Origin of the sequence: Nocardia sp. BMG111209, from assembly GCF_000381925.1 — a bacterium.
Classification (GTDB): Bacteria; Actinomycetota; Actinomycetes; order Mycobacteriales; family Mycobacteriaceae; genus Nocardia.
On the sequence record NZ_KB907308.1, the window covers coordinates 684,853 to 704,845 of the forward strand.

The window sequence follows — 19,993 nt, forward strand, 5'->3', positions numbered from 1 at the left end:
CCCTACTTTCCGAAATAGGCGCGCCGGACCTCGGGGCGGCGCAGACATGTCACGGGTTCGTCCTCGGCGATGACCTCACCGGCCGCGATGACCGCGACCCGGTCACAGCTGCGTTCGAGCAGGCGCATGTTGTGCTCGACGACGACGATGGTGATCCCCTCGGATCGGAGCCGATCCAGCAGATTCGCGATCGGCAGCCAGTCCGCGTCGTTCATCCCGGCCGTGGGCTCGTCCAGGAGCAGCAGCGAGGGCCGCATGGCGAGGGCGCGGGCGATCTCGATGCGGCGCTGATCGCCGTACGACATCGTCTCGGCGAGCCGGTCGGCGCTGTCGGACAGCCCGACGAAGGCCAGCATCTCGTCGGCGGTGGCCCGGATCTCGGCGCGGTCGCGCCGGTCGGCGGGCGAGGCGACCAGGCTCGACAGCAGTGCCGCCTTGCGGTGCCGATAGGTGCCGGCCTCCACCTGTTCGCGCACGGTCAGCCCGCGGAACAGCCGGATGTTCTGGAAGGTGCGGGCGACCCCGAGGGCGCTGATCGCCCTGGCGTCGCGGCCGGTCGCGTCTACGCCGCCGATGGTCATCCGGCCGCCGCTGAACGAGCCGAAGCCGGTGAGCAGGTTGAGCAGCGTCGTCTTACCGGCGCCGTTCGGTCCCGCGACGCCGAAGATGGTGGCGACGGGGACGTCGAAGCTGACCGAGGACAGCACATGCAGGCCGCCGAAACTCTTGGAGATCGAGTCCAGGCCCAGCGCCACACCGGTGGTGGTTCGGCTCTTCGACTCGATGGTCGGACCGCCGCTCATTCCGTCACTCCCGCATTCTCCAGTGCCACCCGGCCATCGTCACGTGACGTGACGCGTGGATGGGATCGGGCCCGCTGCTTCTCCCGCCGTCGCCGCCAGCGCAGCGGGTCGACCAGGCCGCCGGGGAGGAAGCGAATGATCGCGAGCAGCAGGACGCCGTTGATGATCGACTGTCCGACCGTGACGTATTGGCTGATGTAGACCGGCAGGCCGGTGAACACCACCGCGCCGAGCACCGACCCGGCCCAGTGGTAGGCACCGCCGAGCACCACACACGCGATGACGGTGACCGACAGGTCGACGTAGAAGGTGTCCGGTCCGATATAGGACAGCTGCGACGCCTGCATCACCCCGCCCACCGCGCCGATCGCGCCGCTGAGCCCGAACGCGATGATCTTGACGCGGGCGACGGGGATGCCGAGCGCCTCGGCCACGGCGGGATCCTCGCGGGTGGCGTCGGCCGCGACGCCGAACTTCGAGCGCCGCAGCGCGAACAGCAGCACACAGACGATCACGAGCAGCGCCGCCATCTGCGGCATCGACATCGTGTAGGGCACGACCTCGCCGGCCGAACCACCGGTGCTGCTGCCGAAGTTGACCACGAATACCCGGGTGATCAACACCAGGGCCACGGTGGCCAGGGCCAGCCAGTGACTCGACAGCTTCAGGAAGACGCGCCCGACCAGCAGGCCGAAGGCACCGGCGGCCGCGGCGCCGAGCACGACGGCGGGCCAGAGGCCGAGTCCGGTCTCGGTCATCAGCCAGACCGAACCGAACGCGCCGATCGCGGCGAAGGTGACGGTGCCGAAGCTGAGCAGTCCCGTCCACAACGTCACGTAGGTGCTGAGCGCCAGCACGGCGCCCGCCATCGCGAACATGGTCGCACTCTGCAGGAGGACCAGCGAGGGGTTCATGACATCACGCCCTTTGGAAGTTGGCCGTGCCGAGCAGGCCCGTGGGACGGGCGAGCAGGACGACGAGCACGAGACCGAAGGTGATCGCGTCCTGGTAGCCCGCCGAGATGTACGACGCCGACAACGTCTGCACCACGCCGATGAGCAGGCCGCCGAGCGCGCTGCCCCGCACATCGCCCATGCCGCCGATCACGACCGCGGCGAAGCCCTGCAGCAGCAGGCCGTCGCCCAGATTGAAGTTGAAGCTCTGCCCGCCGGCCAGCAGGATCCCGGCCAGCCCGGTGACCGCGCCGGAGAGCAGCGCCGCGCCGATGATCATGGTCCGGGGGTTGATCCCGGCGATCTGCGCGGACCGCTTGTCGTAGCCGACCGCCCGGATCGCCGCGCCGATATTCGTGCGATGCAGCAGGTGGTAGACGCCCGCGATCACCACCGCGGCCAGGATCACCGCGAGCAGCTGGCTGGACAGGATATCGATCGGGCCGATCTCGATCCGCCCGCGCGGGACCGACGAGGGCGGGAAGCCGACCGGGGTCGCGTGGGTGGCGATGCTGAGGACCTCGCGCAGCGCGATCCACATGCCGATGCTGGCGATGACGGCGCCGAGCAGTTGCACGCCCCGGCGGCGCAGCGGCTCGAACGCGATCTGGTCGACGAAGACGGCGACGAGTCCGGCCGCGAGCACGCCGGCGATCACGGCCAGCCAGTACGGCAGGCCCGCGTCGGCGATGGCGAAATAGGTGATCATCGCGCCGTAGGTCGCGTACACGCCCTGGGCCAGATTCAGGATCTGCATCGTCGAGAAGACGATCCCGAAGCCGACGGCGAACAGGGCGTAGATCGACCCGGTACAGATGCCGTTGATCAGCTGTTCGAGAAACAGCACGGTAGGTCCTCTCGGGATATGGCCCGGTCGGCGGTCGCGGAACCGCGCGGTGCGGCGGTTCCGCGACGCTCGGGGTGGATCGTCAGTTGCTCGGGGTCCAGGGGGCGATGGCGCCGTCCGGCGCGGTGTAGTGGACCGCCTGCACGCTGGGGGCCGCGTTGAGCTGACCGTGGTCGAAGGTGACCTTCCCGTAGACCGTGTCGAGTTCGGTCATCTGGCCCAGGGCCTTCGCCAGGCCCGCGCGGGTGGTGTCGTGGCCGGCCGCCTTCAGGCCCATGGCCAGCGTGTAGATCGCGGTGAAACCCTGGGCGGCGTAGTCGTCCGGATCGTCGCCGTACTTCGCCTTGTAATCCGCGGCGAAGGTCTTGCCGGCGCCGGTGGCCGAGCTCGCGAGGAAGTAGACCGGGAACGGGACGTTGCCCAGCGCCGCCGGCTGGGACTTGTACACGCCGGTGCCGCTGATCGTCTCGCCGCTGACGATCTGACCCGCATAGCCCTTGTCGTGCAGGGCCGCGATGAGCCCGACCGCGTTGGACTGGGTGCCGACGACGACGATCGCGTCCGCGTTCTTCTGGATCAGGTCGGTCGCCGCGCCGGTGAAGTTGGTCTGCGTCGAGAGCGTGTCGACCTGCCCGACGTTGCGGACGCCGGCCTCGGTCATCCCCTTCTCGAAGGCCTCGGCCTGCGACACGATTCCCGAGTTGTCGGTCATCACGCCGTAGGCGACGGTGGCCGGCTTCTTCTGCGCGGCGACGGTCTGCGCGAGCTTCTCGTTGGCGGGCTGGGGCATGGTCACCGTGCGGAACACGTACGGCGGCTCGGCGAGATTCACATCGGTCGCACCCCACAGCACGAGGGGGACCTTCTGCTTGTCGGCGATCGGCTTCGCGGCCCCGGCGACCGTGCTGAGGATGCAGCAGGCGACGCCGACCACGTCCTTGTCGGCCACGAGCTGGGACACCACGCCGGCGGATTTCGCCGGATCCTCGGATCCCTCCTTCGCGACCAGTTCGATCTTCGTGCCGCCGCCGATCAGGTCGCCGTCGTTGATCTCCTGGGCGGCGATCCGCGCCCCGTTCGCGAAGGTCTTGCCGGCGCCGGCGATCGGGCCGGTCTCGGCCACGACCATGCCGAGGCTGATCGTCTTGCTGCCGGTGCCGGTGCCGCCGCCGTCCTTCGCGCAGGCGGTCGCGGTGAGCGCGGTGGCCGCTGTCACGGCCACCGCGAGATACCACGCCCTGCGCATGCCTCGCCTTGTCCGAATGGTGGATGTCGTTCCGCGCACGGAGTCTCCTAGCTCGCCGTTGGGCTGGGCGGCTCGAGCCGGACCGGGCGCCGCAGACGTCGTCCGGTTCGGTCGAGACTTGTGATGACCGTCATACGGTCTGTTCCGTATTCCGAACCGTGGTTCGGAATACGGTCACAGTAAACCGGCGGAGTGAGGTGCGTCAACGGTTTCGCGGCAAATGCCCGGTAATCGCGAATGCCTATCGACGGAGACCTCCGTTCGTCGGCAGAACAGCGCTGTTCGGAGCGCGGGGGCGCGTGCGCGGGCCCGCCGCGGATCGCGCGGGCCCGGGGAGCTTTCAGCCGGCGATCAGGAATTCACGCGGGCCGAGAGGTCGGCGGCGAGTTCGACGACGCGCGCGACGGCCCGCTCGCGCAGGCCGTCGGCGAAGCGATTGGCCGGGCCACCGACGCTCAGCGACGCCACCGCACAGCCGTCGGGACCGAAGACGGGGGCCGCGACGGCGCACACGTCCTCGATGTAGTCCTCGGTGCTGAACGCGTAGCCCTGCGCGCGGACCTCGGCGAATTTGGCTCGCAGCGCCGCCTCGTCGGTGGTGCTGCCGGGGGTGAACCGCCGGCGCTCACCGGCCAGGGCGGCCGCCTCGAGCTCCGGGGAGAACGCCGCCAGCACGACGGGCCCGGCCGCGACGTGGTACGGGATCACGGCCCCGACCGCGAGGCCGTGCACGCGCACCGGATTGCTGCCCACACACGTCTCGATCGTCACCGCGCCGTGCTGGCCCGGGACCATGAGGAAGGCGGTGTCGCCGAATTCGTCCGCCAACCGCTGCATGAACGGCAGGGCCTCGTTGCGCAGGTCGAGATCGGCGCGCGCGATCGCACCCAGGACCAGGAGCCGGGGGCCCAGGCGGTAGTCGCCTTTGGCCGACCGGACCAGCCAGCCCACCGCCACCAGGGTCTGCAGGAGCCGGTAGGTCGTCGTCTTGTTGTATCCGGTCTCCCGGGTGAACTCGCCGAGCGACAGCTCGCGGCGGTCCGTCGTGTAGAGGTCGAGCAGGCGCGACCCCTTGATGATGGACCCGACGATGTTCTTCGGGTCGATATCAGGCTCCATCCCCGCAGCGTACCGGAATGCGGAACCCGGTTCGGAAATTTGCACCGGCCTGTCCCCACGGCCGGGGCGATCCGGACCACCGGGACATCCGGGTCTACGGTGTACGGGTGAGATCGACGTCACCGAACCCGGCACGTGGCGGTCCGCCCGCTGCCGGCGCGGTCCGCGCATGATCTCCGCGACCCACGCCGGACCGTTCCGCCACCCGGCCTTCTTCTACCGGAACTCGGACGAGTATCTCACCGGCACAATGGATTTCGTCCGCGCGGGCCTGGCCGCCGGGGAGCCGGTGGCGGTCTCGGTGCCGGCCGCCAAACTCGCGCTGCTGCGCGCCGCGCTGGGAACCGACGTGGCCGCGGTCCGGATGCTCGACATGACCGTCGAGGGGCGTAATCCGGGCCGGATCATCCCGGCCGTCCTGTGCGCGTTCGCCGATCGGCATGCCACCGGCCGGGTGCGCATCGTCGGCGAACCGGTCTGGGCCGGCCGGTCGGCGATGGAATATCCGGCGTGCGCCCAGCACGAGGCGCTGATCAACGCCGCGTTCCGCGGCCGGGACGTCACCATCCTGTGCCCCTACGATCTGGCGGCGCTGCCCGCGCACATGATCGCGGACGCGCGGGCCACCCACCCGTGCGTGATCGGGCCCGGCGGCGAGATCGCCAGCGCCGCATACGATCCCGACCACATCGTGGACACCTACAACCGGCCGCTGCCGGATCCGCCGGCCACCGCGACCGTGCTCGGCTTCGACGGCGGCACCCTGGCCCGGGTCCGGCACCACGCGACGGATTTCGCGCGCGCCGCCGGGCTGTCCGAGCGCCGGGTCGCCGAGCTGGAGCTGATCGTCGGCGAGGCGACCACCAACTCCGTGGTGCACGCGGGCGGCGGCGGCACCCTCGCGCTGTGGTGCGCGGACGGCCAGCTGTGCTGCCGGATCCGCGACCGCGGACATATCGCCGATCCATTGGCCGGACGGCTCCCGGCCGCCCTGTCCACCCCCGGCGGCCGCGGGCTGCTGTTGATCAACCACCTCGCCGACCTGGTGCGGATCCACACCCGCCCGGAGGGTACGACCCTGCACGTCGAGCTGGCGGTGTAGCCCGGTCAGCCCGGCGGCGGGCTGTCCCCCAGCCCCACCTGGATGCCCACCACGCAGGTGTCATCGTCGGCGTTGGCCTCGCTGTGGTCGAGCAGGTAGTCCAGGCAGGCGTCGAGGGTTCCGCGGAAGCGGGCCGACACCTCGAGCAGCTTGTCCACGCAGTCGTCGATCGGCCGGTCCCGGCGCTCGATCAGGCCGTCGGTGTAGAGCAGCAGGATGTCGTCGGACTCGAGCTGGAGTTCGGCCTCCTGATAGGTGGCCTCCTCCACCGCGCCGAGCATGATCCCGTCCAGGGCCGGCAGCGCGGTGGCGACGCCGGCCCGGATCAGCACCGGCGGCAGATGACCGGCCCGCGCCCAGCGCAGCACGCGGGTCTGCGGATCGTAGAGGCCGCAGACCGCGGTCGCGAAGATGTGGTCGGTCAGCGACCGGGTCACGGTGTTGAGCCAGGTCAGCATCTGTCCCGGGCCGGCGCCGGTGGCGGCGAGGCCGCGCAGGGCGTTGCGCAGGACGACCATGCCGGTGGCGGCCTCGAGCCCGTGCCCGGTGATGTCCCCGACCGAGATCATGATCTGTTTCGAGGGCAGCACGGTCGCGTCGTACCAGTCGCCGCCGACCATGTGATCCTGTTCGGTCGGCTGGTAGCGGACCGCGATGCGCAGCCCGAAGGCGTCGATGACCGGGGTCGCGGCGGGCATGATCGCCTGCTGCAACTGCCGGGCCAGCCGACTCTGCTCGGCGGCGTGCTGCTCGGTGTGCGCGAGCCGATCCTGACTGGCCGACAGCGCCGCCTCGGTCCAGTGCTGAGCGGAGATGTCCTGGTAGGCGCCGCGGACGCCGTGCAGATGCCCGGCGTCGTCCACGATCGGTTCGGCGATGACGCGGATGTGCCGGTTCTCCCCGTTGGGCCGGACCAGGCGGAACGCCGCGGACGCCGAGCGGCGGTAGCGCAGCAGGGTCCGCAGCAGCCGCTGCACGGCCTCGACATCGTCGTCGTGGACGTGCCCCGCCAGCCGTGCGAGCGGGATCGGGTCCGCGGTCGGGGGCAGCCCGTACAGCGCGTACAGCTCGGCGCTCCAGGTGATGTCGCCGGTGGCCGCGTTCTCCTCGAAGCCGCCGACCCGACCCAGCCGCTGGGCGTGTTGCAGCAGGGCGGCCAGCCGCGCGGTCTCGTCCTCGATCCGCCACACGACCAGCAGCGCCTCGTGATGCCGGCTGATGCTGAGGGCGGCGGAGACGGTCAGCGGGATCCGGTCGACCAGTTCGGTGAGCAGGACGCGGTCGGCCCGGTAGGTCTCGCCGGTGGCGAAGACGTGCTCGCTCTGCTCGAACAGCTGTCCCTCGCCCGCGGCCAGCGGATACGCCTCGATCAGCGACGCGCCCTGGACCAGGCCGCCCGGCCGGCCCGCCGGATCGGTGAAGTACCGGTTCACGTGCCGGATCCGGAAGTCGATCACCGTGCCCTCGTCACCGAGCTGCGGGACCAGCACCAGCGCGGAGTCGAACAGGCCGTCCGCCAGCCGGACCAGATCGGCGACATCGTGGCGGTCCGGCGAGGTGCAGGGGGCGGGTTCCGGCTCGAGGGTGTGCGCGCACAGCTCCGCCAGCGCCTCCAGCTGCCGGCGGACCTGCGGCGGCTGCGGGGCCAGCGGATGCGGCCAGCACACCTCCAGCACACCGATCAGCTTCCCCCCGGTCCCCGCGGGGATCGCCGCCCGGCCACCCTCGCGGTCACCGATCGACGGCAGACCCGATCCCGCCAGATCCGCGATCCACTGGGCGTGCCGTTCCACCAGCGCCAGCCGGGCCGGGGTCGATACGCCCGGCGGCACATAACGCCAGCGTTCGGCCTCCTGCGGATCGATCCCGGCGAAACCGGCCAGCGACAGCGAGGAGTCGGCGCCCGCGGCCCACAGCGCCACCGCGGTGGCGCCCAGCGGCGCGAGCGCGTGTTCCAGCACGGACCGGGCGACCCGATGTGCGTCCCCCGCCGCGAGCAGGCCGCTCTCGGCGGTGCGCAGCTGCACGGCCGTCGCGGATTTCCCGGGTGCGGCGGTACGCAGCAGGAATTCGTCCACCACCGCGCTGAGCTGGTCGCGCGCGGTCTGGTTGACCAGATCGGCGGCCAGTTCCAGCGCGGTGACCCCGGCCTGCCCGGCCAGCACCTCCAGCTGCCGGGCCGCCTCCGACGGCCCGCACCGCAACCGTTCGATCAGCACACCCTTGGCCATCTCGATCAGCGCGCGGCCGTCGGCGGTGGCCTGGGCCTCGCGGATCTCGCCGCGCAGCCGCTCGACGGTCGCGGCGAGGCGGGTGACCGCGGGTTCGCCGGGGCGGCGCTGGTCCGGCGCCGCGGTATCGCCGGCGGGATCCGGATTGCTCATCGGCCGGCTCCCAGCCACTGCTGGATGCAGGCGAGCAGCGCGTCCGCGTCCACCGGCTTGGTGACGTAGTCGTTGGCGCCGGAGGCCAGGCTCTTCTCCCGGTCGCCGAGCATGGCCTTGGCGGTCACGGCGATGATCGGCAACCCCTCGTAGCGGGGCATCGAGCGGATCTTCGCGGTCGCGGTGTAGCCGTCCATCTCGGGCATCATCACGTCCATCAGGACCAGATCGGTCTCCGGATGCGCGAGCAGGGTGTCGATCCCCTCGCGCCCGTTCTCCGCGTGCAGCACGGTGACGCCCTGGAGTTCGAGAATGCTGCTGAGCGCGAACAGGTTCCGGGCGTCGTCGTCGACCAGCAGCACCGTCCGGCCGGCCAGTTTGCCGTCGGAACGCTGTGGCGCGGCCGCCGGCGTCTCCTCGCCGCGCACCAGCGGCAGCACGTCGCCGGGCGCCTCGGCGGTGATGTGCAGCGCGATGCGTTCGCGCAACTCGTCCAGGCTGGACAGCAGTTCCAGGGGATGACCCACGGCCCGCTGTTGCAGCAGGCGTTCCTGTTCCGCGTCGAGGCGGCGGTTGTTGTGCCCCAGGACGGGGACGGTGCTCAGCGCCGCGTCGCCGTCCATGGTCTCCAGCAGGCGCAGCGCCGCGAGGTCGGGCATATCCAGTTCGAGCACCACACAGTGGAAGGCCTCCGCGGCCATCGCCGCCGCGGCCTCCTGCACCCCGATCACGGTGACCACCTGCACGGGTCCGCGGGGATCGGTGCGGTCGGCCAGATCGGCCACCGCGCTCTGCGCGACCAGCGACAGCAGGCCCTGCGGCCGTTCCTCCACGACCAGCAGCCGGCGGGGCTGATGCGGTGCGGCGGGGGCCGTCGAGTGTTCGGCGGAGAGCAGTTGCGGCGCGTCCGGCGCGTCCACCAGCGGCAGATCGTGGAAATCGGGCCGCGCGACCGGCAGGAAGAAGGTGAACGTACTGCCCTTGCCCAGCGTGCTGTGCGCGGTGATCGCGCCGCCGAGCAGGTAGGCGATCTCCCGGCTGATCGACAGGCCCAGGCCGGTGCCGCCGTATTTGCGGCTGGTGGTCCCGTCGGCCTGCTGGAAGGCGCCGAAGATGGAATCCAGCTGATGTTCGGCGATGCCGATACCCGTATCGATCACCCGGAACGCGATGGCCGGGCCGTGCCGGCGGGCCGCGGGCGGCAGTTCGGGCACCGGCGCCGGCTCGATGCGCAGTTCCACCGAGCCGGTCTCGGTGAACTTCACCGCGTTGGACAGCAGATTGCGCAGCACCTGCCGCAACCGCGAATCGTCGGTGAGCAGATCGACCGGCAGCCCTGGTGCGGTGGTGACCCGGAAACCGAGACTCTTCTGCGTGGTCATCGGCCGGAACGTGGCCTCCACGTAGTCCAGCAGTTTGCGCAGCGGGACCGCCTCGGGCGAGACGTCCATCTTGCCCGCCTCGACCTTGGACAGATCGAGGATGTCGTTGATCAGCTGCAGCAGATCCGACCCCGCCGAGTGGATGATGCCCGCGTACTCGACCTGCTTCGGCGTCAGGTTGCGGCTCGGGTTCTGGGCCAGCAGCTGCGCCAGGATCAGCAGGCTGTTCAACGGGGTGCGCAGCTCGTGGCTCATATTCGCCAGGAATTCCGATTTGTACTTCGAGGCGAGGGCCAGTTCCTGCGCGCGGGTCTCCAGCTCCTGGCGGGCCTGTTCGATCTCCAGGTTCTTGGCCTCGATATCGCGGTTCTGGGTGGCCAGCAGCGCCGCCTTCTCCTCCAGTTCGGCGTTGGACCGTTGCAGCTCCTCCTGCTGCACCTGCAGTTCCTCCGAGCGGACCTGCAATTCGGTGGCCAGCCGGCGCGATTCGTCGAGCAGTTCGTCGGTGCGCGCGTTGGCGACGATGGTGTTCACGTTGACCCCGACCGTCTCCATCAACTGGTCGAGGAAATCGCGGTGGGTCCCGGTGAACCGGTGCAGCGACGCCAGCTCGATCACGCCGAGCACCTGATCCTCGACCACCATCGGCAGGACGAGCAGGTTGACCGGCACGGTCTGCCCCAGCCCGGAGGAGATCGTGACGTAGTCGCCCGGCACGTCGTCCACGGCGATCGTGCGGCGACTGCGGGCGGCCTGCCCGACCAGCGACTGACCGAACGCCAGCCGGGACCGGCCGACCGGTTCGCCCGGACTGCCGTAGGAGCTGATCAACCGCAGCTCGGGTCGTTCGGCGGCATCGTCGGCCAGATAGAAGGCGCCGAACTGCGCGGAGACCAGCGGCACCAGCTCGTCCATGATCAGCTCGGCGACCACGTTCAGATCACGCTGGCCCTGCATCAGGCCGGAGATCAGGGCCAGATTCGTCTTCAGCCAGTCCTGGTCCCGGTTGGCGCGGGTGGTCTCGCGCAGCGATTCCACCATCGCGTTGATGTTGTCCTTCAGCTCCGAGACCTCGCCGGAGGCCTCGACGGTGATCGACCGGGTCAGGTCGCCCTCCGCGACCGCGCTGGTGACCCCGGCGATCGCCCGGACCTGCCGGGTCAGGTTGCCCGCCAGCTCGTTGACGTTCTCGGTCAGCCGCTTCCAGGTGCCGGAGACGCCCTCGACCTCCGCCTGGCCGCCGAGCCGCCCCTCGGATCCGACCTCGCGCGCGACGCGGGTCACCTCGGCCGCGAACGCGGACAGCTGGTCGACCATCGTATTGATCGTGGTCTTCAGCGCGAGGATCTCGCCGCGGGCGTCCACGTCGATCTTGCGGGTCAGATCGCCCTGGGCGACCGCGGTGGTGACCTGGGCGATGTTGCGGACCTGGTTGGTCAGGTTGTTCGCCATGGAGTTGACGTTGTCGGTCAGGTCCTTCCAGGTCCCGGCCACGTTCGGCACCCGCGCCTGACCGCCGAGGATGCCCTCGGTGCCGACCTCGCGGGCCACGCGGGTGACCTCGTCGGCGAAGGCGGACAGCGTGTCGACCATGGTGTTGATCACCCCGGCCAGCGCCGCGACCTCGCCCTTCGCCTCCACGGTGATCTTCTGGCTCAGATCACCGCGCGCGACCGCGGTGGCGACCTGCGCGATCGAGCGCACCTGACCGGTCAGGTTGGAGGCCATCACGTTGACGTTGTCGGTCAGATCCTTCCAGGTGCCCGACACCCCGCGGACCGTCGCCTGACCGCCGAGATTGCCCTCGGTGCCGACCTCGCGGGCCACCCGGGTGACCTCGTCGGCGAACGAGGACAGCTGGTCGACCATCGTGTTGATGGTCTCCTTCAACTCCAGGATCTCGCCGCGGGCGTCGACCCGGATCTTCTGGGTCAGATCGCCGCGCGCGACCGCGGTGGTGACCTGCGCGATCGACCGCACCTGCGCGGTCAGGTTGTCGGCCATCACGTTGACCGATTCGGTGAGGTCCTTCCAGGTACCGGAGACGCCCTTCACATCCGCCTGACCACCGAGCCGGCCCTCGGTGCCCACCTCGCGGGATACGCGCGTGACCTCGTCGGCGAACGAGGACAGCTGGTCGACCATCGTATTGATCGTGTTCTTGAGCTCGAGGATCTCGCCGCGCGCGTCCACGGTGATGTTCTGGGTCAGATCGCCGCGCGCGACCGCGGTCGCGACCTGCGCGATCGAGCGGACCTGCGCGGTCAGGTTGCCGGCCATCACGTTGACCGATTCGGTCAGGTCCCGCCAGGTGCCGGAGACACCCTTGACGTCCGCCTGGCCGCCGAGCATGCCCTCGGTGCCCACCTCGCGGGATACGCGCGTGACCTCGTCGGCGAACGACGAGAGCTGGTCGACCATCGTATTGATCGTGTTCTTGAGCTCCAGGATCTCGCCCCGCGCGCCGACGGTGATCTTCTGACTCAGATCGCCGCGCGCGACCGCCGTGGTGACCTGCGCGATGTTGCGCACCTGCGAGGTCAGGTTGCCGGCCATGAAGTTCACCGAATCGGTGAGATCGCGCCACACCCCGCCGACGCCGGGCACCTCGGCCTGACCGCCCAACCGGCCCTCCGAACCGACCTCGCGGGCGACGCGGGTGACCTCGTCGGCGAAGGCGGACAGCTGGTCGACCATCGTGTTGACGGTGTTCTTCAGCTCGAGGATCTCGCCGCGGGCGTCGACATCGATCTTCTGCGACAGATCGCCGCGGGCGACCGCGGTCGCGACCTGGGCGATATCGCGGACCTGACTGGTCAGGTTCCCGGCCATCGCGTTCACCGAATCGGTGAGGTCCTTCCAGGTGCCGGACACCCCGGGCACCTCGGCCTGGCCGCCGAGCCGGCCGTCGGTGCCGACCTCGCGCGCGACGCGGGTGACCTCCGAGGTGAACTGCGACAACTGGTCCACCATGCCGTTGAACACGGTGGCGATCTCACCGAGCAGCCCGTCCGCGTCCGTCGGCAGCCGCGTGCCGAAATCCCCGTCGCGGACCGCCGTCAAACCCGCCAGCAACTGATGCAGCTCGCCCTGTCCCGCGGCCGCACCGGCCTGCTCCGAAGTGGCCGGTACCGCGGCCGCCGTCGTGTCCGTCATCGTCACCCTTGCTCTGAAACAGTTCCGACACGGGCGGCTACCCACTGAACCGGCCACGAAACGTGACCATTCCCGTGATTGCGGACGGTACACCGTGGCGGGTCCTCCCGTCCGGGACCGATCCCGGCGCGCGGCGGTATCAGCCGGGCAGGAACGACAACCGCACGTGCCGGGCCGGATTGTCGACGTTCAGGTCGACCAGCGCGACCGATTGCCACGTGCCGAGCGCCATCGCACCGGCCAGGACCGGGATGCTCGCATAGGGGGCGATCAGCGCGGGCATGACGTGCGAACGGCCGTGCCCGCGGGCGCCGTGAGCGTGCCGCCAGCGATCGTCGGCCGGCAGCAGCTCGCCCAGGGCGGCGAGGAGATCGTCGTCGCTGCCCGCGCCGAGTTCGATCAGGGCGATACCCGCGGTCGCGTGCGGGACGAACACGTGCAACAGACCGTCCCGTCCGCTCGCCTCCTCCCGGAGGAAGTCCGAACAGTGCCGGGTGAGGTCGTGGACGGTCTCCCGGGAGCCGGTCCGCACGTCGATCAGCGCGCTCTGCATGACCACCATCGTCCTCCGTGATCACCGCGCCGGTAGAATCGGTGAGGTCCGCCACCCGGTCACGAGGGAGGCATCGGTGACACATATGCGAGCAGCGCGAATGTACGGCTATCGGGAACCGCTGCGCATCGACGAGGTTCCGATACCCGAACCCGCTCCCGAGGAGATCCTGCTGAAGGTCGCGGCGGCGGGGATGTGCCGCAGCGATTATCAACTTCTCGACGGTTACTTCCAACGGCCGTTCCCGGTGGAATTCCCCTATATTCCCGGGCACGAGATCGCCGGGCGGGTGGCGGGCCTGGGGCGCGCCGTCCTCTCGACCGTGGACTACGCGGAGGGCGACATGGTGGTGGTCGACCCCAGCTGGGGTGACGGCACCTGCCGGCAGTGCCGCGAGGGCAACGAACAACTCTGCAGCGGTCACGGCCGCTGGGTGGGGTTCGGGCCGCCGGGCGGATTCGCCGAATACCTGACCGTGGAATACCGCCACGCCGTTCCGGTCTCGGCCGCGGCCGCGCGGAAACCCGAGGTGCTCGCGCCGATGACCGATGCCGGGATGACCCCGTACCGGGCCATGCGCAAGCTGCGCGACGCGGGCAAACTCGGCCCCGGCCGCACGGTCGTGGTCACCGGGATCGGCGGGCTGGGCAGTTATGCGATCCAGTACGCGAAGTTGCTCGGCGGCGGCGCGACCGTGGTGGCGCTGGCGCGCACGGACCGCAAACTCGTGGTGGCGAAGGACAACGGGGCCGACCACGGGATCAACGTCCGCGACCGCGCGGTCACAGACATCCAGGCGGAGCTGGAGCGGACGACCGGGCGGCGGACCGTCGACGCCGTGCTCGACTGCGTCGGCAGCGCGGCATCCGTCGCGATGGGATTCGATCTGCTCGGCCCGGAGGGTGCGCTGGCGGCCGTCGGCCTCATGAGCGACCGGGTCGAACATCGCCAATTCCCGTTCGTCGGAATGGAATTGTCGTATCTGGGTTCGTTCTGGGGCAGTCATCTCGATCTCGTCGAGGTGCTCTCCCTCGCCGAGGCCGGGCTGATCAAACACAACGTCACCACGGTCCGGCTCGACGACATCAACGAGAATCTGGCGGCGCTGGGTCGCGGGGAGATCATCGGACGGCAGGTCATCGTCTTCGACTGAGCGGGTGGTGCGCGGTACCGATCCGGCTGCGCGGAAGTCTGGTCGCGGAATCGGCGGGCCCCTACCCTGGGCTCGGCGAACGGAGCGGGCGATGGCGGACAGTGCGGGCGCCGTGTTGCGCGCGGTCCTGGAGGTCGGGCCGGCGCCGCGCACGGCCGTGGCCCGGCATGCCGGGCTGTCGCCGGCGACCGTCACCTCGGCCAGCCGGTCGCTGCTGGCCGCGGGACTGCTGACCGAACTGCCCGGCGTCGGCGGGGCGGTCGGACGGCCGACCAATCCGCTCGCCCTCGCCGCGTCGAACGTGGTGCTCGCGGTGCACGTGGCCGCCACCGTGACCTCGGTGGCGGTGGTCGATCTGGCCGGTACCGTGCGGCGCACCGACCGCATCCCGCATCTCGGCGCCGGTCCGGAGTCGATCCTCGACGCCGCGGCGGAGCGGGTCGCGCAGTGGCGCGACGAGATCAGCGAACGGGTGCTCGGCCTGGGGGTCGCCACCGGCGGCTGGGTGGACCGCGCCGGCGGCACCGTCGTCGAACATCCGGCGCTGGGCTGGCGGGATGTGCCGGTGCGCGACCGGCTGGCCGACCGCACCGGACTGCCCACCGGTCTGGACAGTCACGCGCGCGGGCTGGTCCACGCCGAGCGGCTGTTCGGGCGCATCCGCGGCGTGGACTGCGCGGTGGTGTTGTTCGTGGGCAACGTGATCGACGCCGCGCTGACGGTGCACGGCAACGTGCACTACGGGCCGCGGTCCGGCGCCGGATCGCTGGGCCGGATGCTCGGTGGCGCGTCGCGCCCGCTCGGCGACTACACCGAACGGGCGCTGCTGGCGCGCTCACCGCATCCGGACTTCGCCGCGCTGGTGGCCGCGGCCGCGGCCGGTGATCCGCCCGCACGGAACCTGTTGCTGGAGCGGGCGCGAGCGCTCGGGCAGGTGCTGGCCGTGGTGATCGATCTGATCGGCCCGGACACCGTCGTCGTGGTCGACCGCGCGCTGGACAGCGTGCCGGAGGTCCACGAGGCGTATCTCGGTGCGGTACGGGAATTCTCGGCGGTGTGCGATCGGCCCGAGGAGGTGGTGACCGCCACCTCCTTCGACGGCCGGGTGCTGGAACTGTCGGCGGGTGCGGTGGCGCTGCACGAGGTGTTCGCCACTCCCCTGGCGCAATTGAAATCCGCGTTATTTTAAGTCGGACGAAAATTGACGGCCCGCAACGATATTCGCGACGATCGTTCCGACAGCAGAATGATCGCGGAAAGGGCCGATATGTCCGGGAATCGAAAGCAGTTGCATCTCAATGCCTTCCTGATGTCGGTCGGCCATCACGAGGCGGCCTGGCGGCTGCCGGAGAGCGATCCGCACGCGCACGTCGACATCGAGCACTACGTCCGGCTGGCCCGGCTGGCCGAACGCGGGAAACTGGACTCGATCTTCTTCGCCGACGGCCCGGCCCTGCTCGGCGATCCGGCCCGCAGGCCGCTGGGCACCCTGGAACCCACGGTGATCCTCACCGCCGTGGCCGTGCAGACCAGCCGGATCGGGCTGATCGCCACCGCCTCCACCAGCTACAACGAGCCCTACAACCTGGCCCGCCGATTCGCCTCGGTGGACTGGGTCAGCCGCGGTCGGGCCGGCTGGAACATCGTCACCACCGCCGGCGACGACGCCGCCCGCAACTTCGGGCTCGACGGCGCCCCCGAACATCGCCGCCGCTACGAGAAGGCCGCGGAATTCGTCGAGGTGTCCACCAAGTTGTGGGACAGCTGGGAGGACGACTCCACGATCGCCGACAAGGAACTCGGCATCCACACCGATTCGTCCCGGGTGCACCCGATCGGGCACGAGGGCGAATTCTTCCGGGTCGCAGGCGCTTTGAACGTGCCGCGGCCGCCGCAGGGGTATCCCGTACTGGTACAGGCGGGTTCGTCGGAGGACGGCAAGGATTTCGCCGCCCGCTACGCCGAGGCGGTGTTCACCGCACAGCAGACCCTAGCCGACGGGCAGGCCTTCTACACCGACCTGAAACGCCGCGCGGTGGAACTGGGCCGCGACCCCGACACGATCAAGATCCTGCCCGGCATCGTGCCGGTGATCGGCGACACCGAGGCGCACGCCCGCGAACTGGACGCCGAACTGGAGCGCCTGATCTCCCCCGAGTTCGCCCGCGCACAGCTGGCCCGCAGCTTCCACCTGCCGGTGGAGGATCTGGACCTGGACTCCGAACTCCCCGACATCCTGCCCGGCGAGGACGAGATCGAGGGCGCCAAGAGCCGGTACTCGCTGATCGTGAATCTGGCCCGCCGCGAACGACTCACGTTGCGGCAGTTGATCGCCCGCCTCGGCGGCGGCCGCGGCCACCGCACCTTCGCCGGCACGCCCACCCAGGTCGCGGACACCATCGAGGAGTGGTTCGAGGCGGGGGCGGCCGACGGATTCAACATCATGCCGGCGGTGCTGCCGTCCGGACTGGAACGCTTCGTCGACGACGTCGTGCCGATCCTGCAACACCGCGGCCTGTTCCGCACCGAGTACACGGCCACCACCCTGCGCGGCCACTACGGCCTGGAGCGTCCGGCCAACCGGTTCGCGGCGCAGCCGGTGGCGGTGAGTTGACCGGACCCCGCCGGTCAGCCCTGGCGCGTCGGCCGGATGGTGAGGTCCCCGATCTCCACATCGTCCGGCTGGTCGATCGCGAAGGCGATCGCGCGCGCCACCGCCTCGGGGTCGATCCCCAGCTCGGCCATGTTCCGCTGCACCCGCGCCCGCACCTCCGGATCGTCGACCGCGTGGTCGACGAGTTCGGTGCGGACGTAACCCGGGGAGATCGACGTGGTCCGCAGCACCCCGTCGGTACTCTCCTGCCGCAGCGCCTCCAGCAGCGTGCGGACCGCGTTCTTGGTCCCCGCGTACACCGCCTGGGTGGGCACGATCTTCAGACCGGAGGTCGAGACGACGGTGACCAGATGACCGCTGCCCTGCGCCCGGAACACCGGCAGCGCCGCCGCGATCCCGTGCAGGATGCCCTTCACGTTCACGTCGACCATCGCCGACCAGCCCGCGACGTCCAGATCCGCCACCGGACCGATCCGGCTGACCCCGGCATTGCCCACCAGGACGTCCAACCGGCCGAACCGCTCGACCGCGCGGCCGACCAGCGACCGCAGATCACCCGGATCGGTGACGTCGACGCGCACCGCCGCGGCCCGGCCCCCGGCCGCCTCGATCTCGGCCACCACCTGGTCCAGCCGATCGGTCCGGCGCGCGCCGAGTACCACGGCCGCACCGAGCCCCGCGAGATGCCGCGCCGTCGCCGCGCCGATACCGCTACTGGCGCCGGTGACGGCGACGACCTTGCCGGAAATGGTCATGACGAACCTCCGTCCGATGGGGACCTCCGGCTCGATCCGATCGCGAAGGTCCTGCGGAATCGATCAGGACACGCCGACGCACCCCGATCACGGAACATCGCTGCCTCAGTCCGAACTCTCGCGATTCTCCAGGCCGACGGCGGCGAGCAGTTCGCGGCGGTCGGCGGCCAGCGGGCGATCGTCGCTGTGCAGGGCCCGCATCAGATCGGCCAGTCCGTCGGCGACGGCGTTGAGCTTCTGCTGCATCGCGGCGTCGGACCGCTTCTGGGTGTTCTGCAACAGCGCCACCAACAGGAAGGTGATGATCGTGGTGAGGGTGTTGATGATCAGCTGCCAGGTGTCCAGATCGGTGAACGACAGGGTGGGCGCCCACACCACCACGATCAGCACGCACAGGCAGAAGAACCAGGCCTGTGAGACATGGTCGCCGACGGTGGTCGCGAAGCGATCGAAGACCGACGGCGTACCCGCCTCGGACGGCATGATCGGATGGTGGGGATGAGAATTGTTGCCGGACATCGCGACTCCTGTGACTCGGCGGACGTGCCCGCGATACCCCGGGTGGCGTGCGGGAAACCGGACCGGACGGTTGCCAGAGCTTTCTCACGAACTCCGGTTATCTTTTCCGCCGTGCGAAAGTTATTGCGTCCGTTGTCGGTGGTCGCGGGTGTGTGCGCGGTATTGCCGGCCGCGGCCCAGGCCGGGCCGCCGCCCACCCTGACCGCGGGTGTCGCGGCCTATACCGTCGATGTGAATGTGCCCGACGGGAATCCGGACGGCAAGGTGTTCTATTCCGAGGGGCTCAGCGCCGCCGCGGTACTGCCGAAATCGCTCGCGGAGGCCGCGACGGTATTACCGGGTGCGCGGCCGGCGAATGTCATCGCCGACAAGGACGGGCACGTGGTGTGGCGTTACGAGCCGCCGGCGGGCCAGGATGTCAGCAATTTCCGCACCCAGACCTATCAGGGCCACAAGGTGCTCACCTGGTGGCAGGGCACCACCGGGATCGGGCACGGCAGCGGCGCCGACTACATCGCCGACGAGCACTACGACATCATCGCCACGGTCACCCCGGGCGAGGGCTACACCTCCGATGTGCACGAATTCCGGCTCACCCCGGACGGCCGGGCGCTGATCACCTCCTACCGCGAGGTGCCCGCCGACCTGACCGCGATCGGCGGCCCGGCCGACGGCACGGTACTGGACACCGTCGCCTCGATCGTCGACGTGGCGTCCGGGAACGTGCTGTTCCGCTGGAGCGCGCTGGACCACGTCCCGCTCACCGACACCCGGATACCGAAGCCGCAGACCCCGGGCACGGCGCCGGATCCGTACCACATGAACTCGATCGCCCTGGATCCGCAGGGGAATCTGGTGATCTCGATGCGGGACACCTCCACCGTGTACGACGTGGACACGCACACCGGCGACATCCGCTGGCAGCTCGGCGGCGCGCGTTCGACATTCGCACTCGGGCCCGGCGTCCAGTTCGCGTATCAGCACGACGCGGAATTCGCCGACGACACCACGCTGCGGCTGTTCGACAACAACTCCGCGGATCCGACCAGTTCGCTCGGACCGTCGAGCGTCGAGTGGATCCACCTCGATCTCGCGACCGGACAGGCGACGCTGGTGCGGGATCAGCCGCATCCACAGCAGATCACCGCCTACGCGATGGGCAACGCGCAGGCCCTGCCCGACGGCAGCACCCTGGTCGGCTGGGGTACGGCCTCGCACATCTCCGAATTCGCCGCGAACGGGCAGCTGCTCTACGACGCGCGCCTGCCCTCGGGCACCTACCGGGCCTATCTCGACGCCTGGCCCTGACCGGAGGCATCGGCGCCTCGGATCGGCCGCACCCATCTTGTGCCGCCCACCGGAACGATCGGCCCGGCGAACGGTAGAGTGTGTGCTGACTGGACCACA

General features: G+C 70.1%; 15 protein-coding genes. 5 read left to right on the forward strand and 10 right to left on the reverse strand.

Going from position 1 to position 19,993, the window contains the following annotated elements; all coding sequences use genetic code 11:
* Nucleotides 1-2: 2 nt before the first annotated feature.
* From G361_RS0126730 to G361_RS45030, 5 genes are all read right to left on the reverse strand, one after another.
* On the reverse strand, nt 3-803 hold the full coding sequence (locus G361_RS0126730; protein ID WP_019930193.1) for an ABC transporter ATP-binding protein: 801 nt from the start codon (nt 801-803) through the stop codon (nt 3-5).
* Nucleotides 800-1,717: a branched-chain amino acid ABC transporter permease gene (locus G361_RS0126735; protein ID WP_019930194.1), complete on the reverse strand. Its 918-nt coding sequence runs from the start codon at nt 1,715-1,717 to the stop codon at nt 800-802. Before G361_RS0126735 ends, G361_RS0126730 begins: the two co-directional genes overlap by 4 nt.
* A gap of 4 nt (nt 1,718-1,721) precedes the next feature.
* Nucleotides 1,722-2,603 carry a branched-chain amino acid ABC transporter permease gene (locus G361_RS0126740; RefSeq protein WP_019930195.1) on the reverse strand — a complete coding sequence of 294 codons (882 nt, stop codon included), beginning with the start codon at nt 2,601-2,603 and terminating at the stop codon, nt 1,722-1,724.
* A gap of 82 nt (nt 2,604-2,685) precedes the next feature.
* Nucleotides 2,686-3,849, reverse strand: coding sequence for an ABC transporter substrate-binding protein (locus G361_RS0126745; RefSeq protein ID WP_019930196.1), 1,164 nt, complete (start codon nt 3,847-3,849; stop codon nt 2,686-2,688).
* 351 nt (nt 3,850-4,200) lie between these two features.
* The gene (locus G361_RS45030) at nt 4,201-4,968 is read right to left on the reverse strand and encodes an IclR family transcriptional regulator (protein WP_019930197.1); all 768 of its coding nucleotides are present in this window, start codon (nt 4,966-4,968) and stop codon (nt 4,201-4,203) included.
* 169 nt (nt 4,969-5,137) lie between these two features.
* Here G361_RS45030 and G361_RS0126755 point away from each other — a divergent pair, with 169 nt between their 5' ends.
* Nucleotides 5,138-6,070 carry a sensor histidine kinase gene (locus tag G361_RS0126755; RefSeq protein WP_019930198.1) on the forward strand — a complete coding sequence of 311 codons (933 nt, stop codon included), beginning with the start codon at nt 5,138-5,140 and terminating at the stop codon, nt 6,068-6,070.
* A 5-nt stretch (nt 6,071-6,075) separates the two neighbouring features.
* On the opposite strand, the gene G361_RS0126760 is transcribed toward G361_RS0126755, so the two are convergent.
* From G361_RS0126760 to G361_RS0126770, 3 genes are all read right to left on the reverse strand, one after another.
* Entirely contained in the window at nt 6,076-8,454 is a 2,379-nt protein-coding gene (locus tag G361_RS0126760) for a SpoIIE family protein phosphatase (RefSeq protein WP_019930199.1), read from the reverse strand.
* Nucleotides 8,451-12,992 (reverse strand): HAMP domain-containing protein, encoded by a 4,542-nt coding sequence (locus tag G361_RS0126765; protein WP_019930200.1) that lies wholly within the window; start codon nt 12,990-12,992, stop codon nt 8,451-8,453. Before G361_RS0126765 ends, G361_RS0126760 begins: the two co-directional genes overlap by 4 nt.
* 139 nt (nt 12,993-13,131) lie before the next feature.
* Nucleotides 13,132-13,545 (reverse strand): secondary thiamine-phosphate synthase enzyme YjbQ, encoded by a 414-nt coding sequence (locus G361_RS0126770; protein ID WP_026343555.1) that lies wholly within the window; start codon nt 13,543-13,545, stop codon nt 13,132-13,134.
* An 85-nt stretch (nt 13,546-13,630) separates the two neighbouring features.
* On the opposite strand from G361_RS0126770, the gene G361_RS0126775 reads away from it, so the two are divergent.
* The 3 genes from G361_RS0126775 to G361_RS0126785 all read left to right on the forward strand — a co-directional run bounded on the left by G361_RS0126775 (nt 13,631) and on the right by G361_RS0126785 (nt 17,312).
* On the forward strand, nt 13,631-14,698 hold the full coding sequence (locus tag G361_RS0126775) for an NAD(P)-dependent alcohol dehydrogenase (protein WP_026343556.1): 1,068 nt from the start codon (nt 13,631-13,633) through the stop codon (nt 14,696-14,698).
* Nucleotides 14,699-14,789: 91 nt separating this feature from the next.
* A complete protein-coding gene (locus tag G361_RS0126780; protein ID WP_019930203.1) occupies nt 14,790-15,887 on the forward strand; it encodes an ROK family protein in 1,098 nt (365 codons plus the stop codon).
* A gap of 78 nt (nt 15,888-15,965) precedes the next feature.
* Nucleotides 15,966-17,312 (forward strand): LLM class flavin-dependent oxidoreductase, encoded by a 1,347-nt coding sequence (locus G361_RS0126785; RefSeq protein WP_026343558.1) that lies wholly within the window; start codon nt 15,966-15,968, stop codon nt 17,310-17,312.
* 14 nt (nt 17,313-17,326) lie between these two features.
* Here G361_RS0126785 and G361_RS0126790 read toward each other — a convergent pair whose 3' ends face one another.
* Together G361_RS0126790 and G361_RS0126795 are read right to left on the reverse strand one after the other, a co-directional pair.
* Entirely contained in the window at nt 17,327-18,067 is a 741-nt protein-coding gene (locus G361_RS0126790) for an SDR family oxidoreductase (RefSeq protein ID WP_019930205.1), read from the reverse strand.
* A 105-nt stretch (nt 18,068-18,172) separates the two neighbouring features.
* The gene (locus tag G361_RS0126795) at nt 18,173-18,586 is read right to left on the reverse strand and encodes a low affinity iron permease family protein (protein WP_036495546.1); all 414 of its coding nucleotides are present in this window, start codon (nt 18,584-18,586) and stop codon (nt 18,173-18,175) included.
* Nucleotides 18,587-18,697: 111 nt separating this feature from the next.
* On the opposite strand from G361_RS0126795, the gene G361_RS0126800 reads away from it, so the two are divergent.
* Nucleotides 18,698-19,894, forward strand: coding sequence for an arylsulfotransferase family protein (locus G361_RS0126800; protein ID WP_231387103.1), 1,197 nt, complete (start codon nt 18,698-18,700; stop codon nt 19,892-19,894).
* Nucleotides 19,895-19,993: the final 99 nt, after the last annotated feature.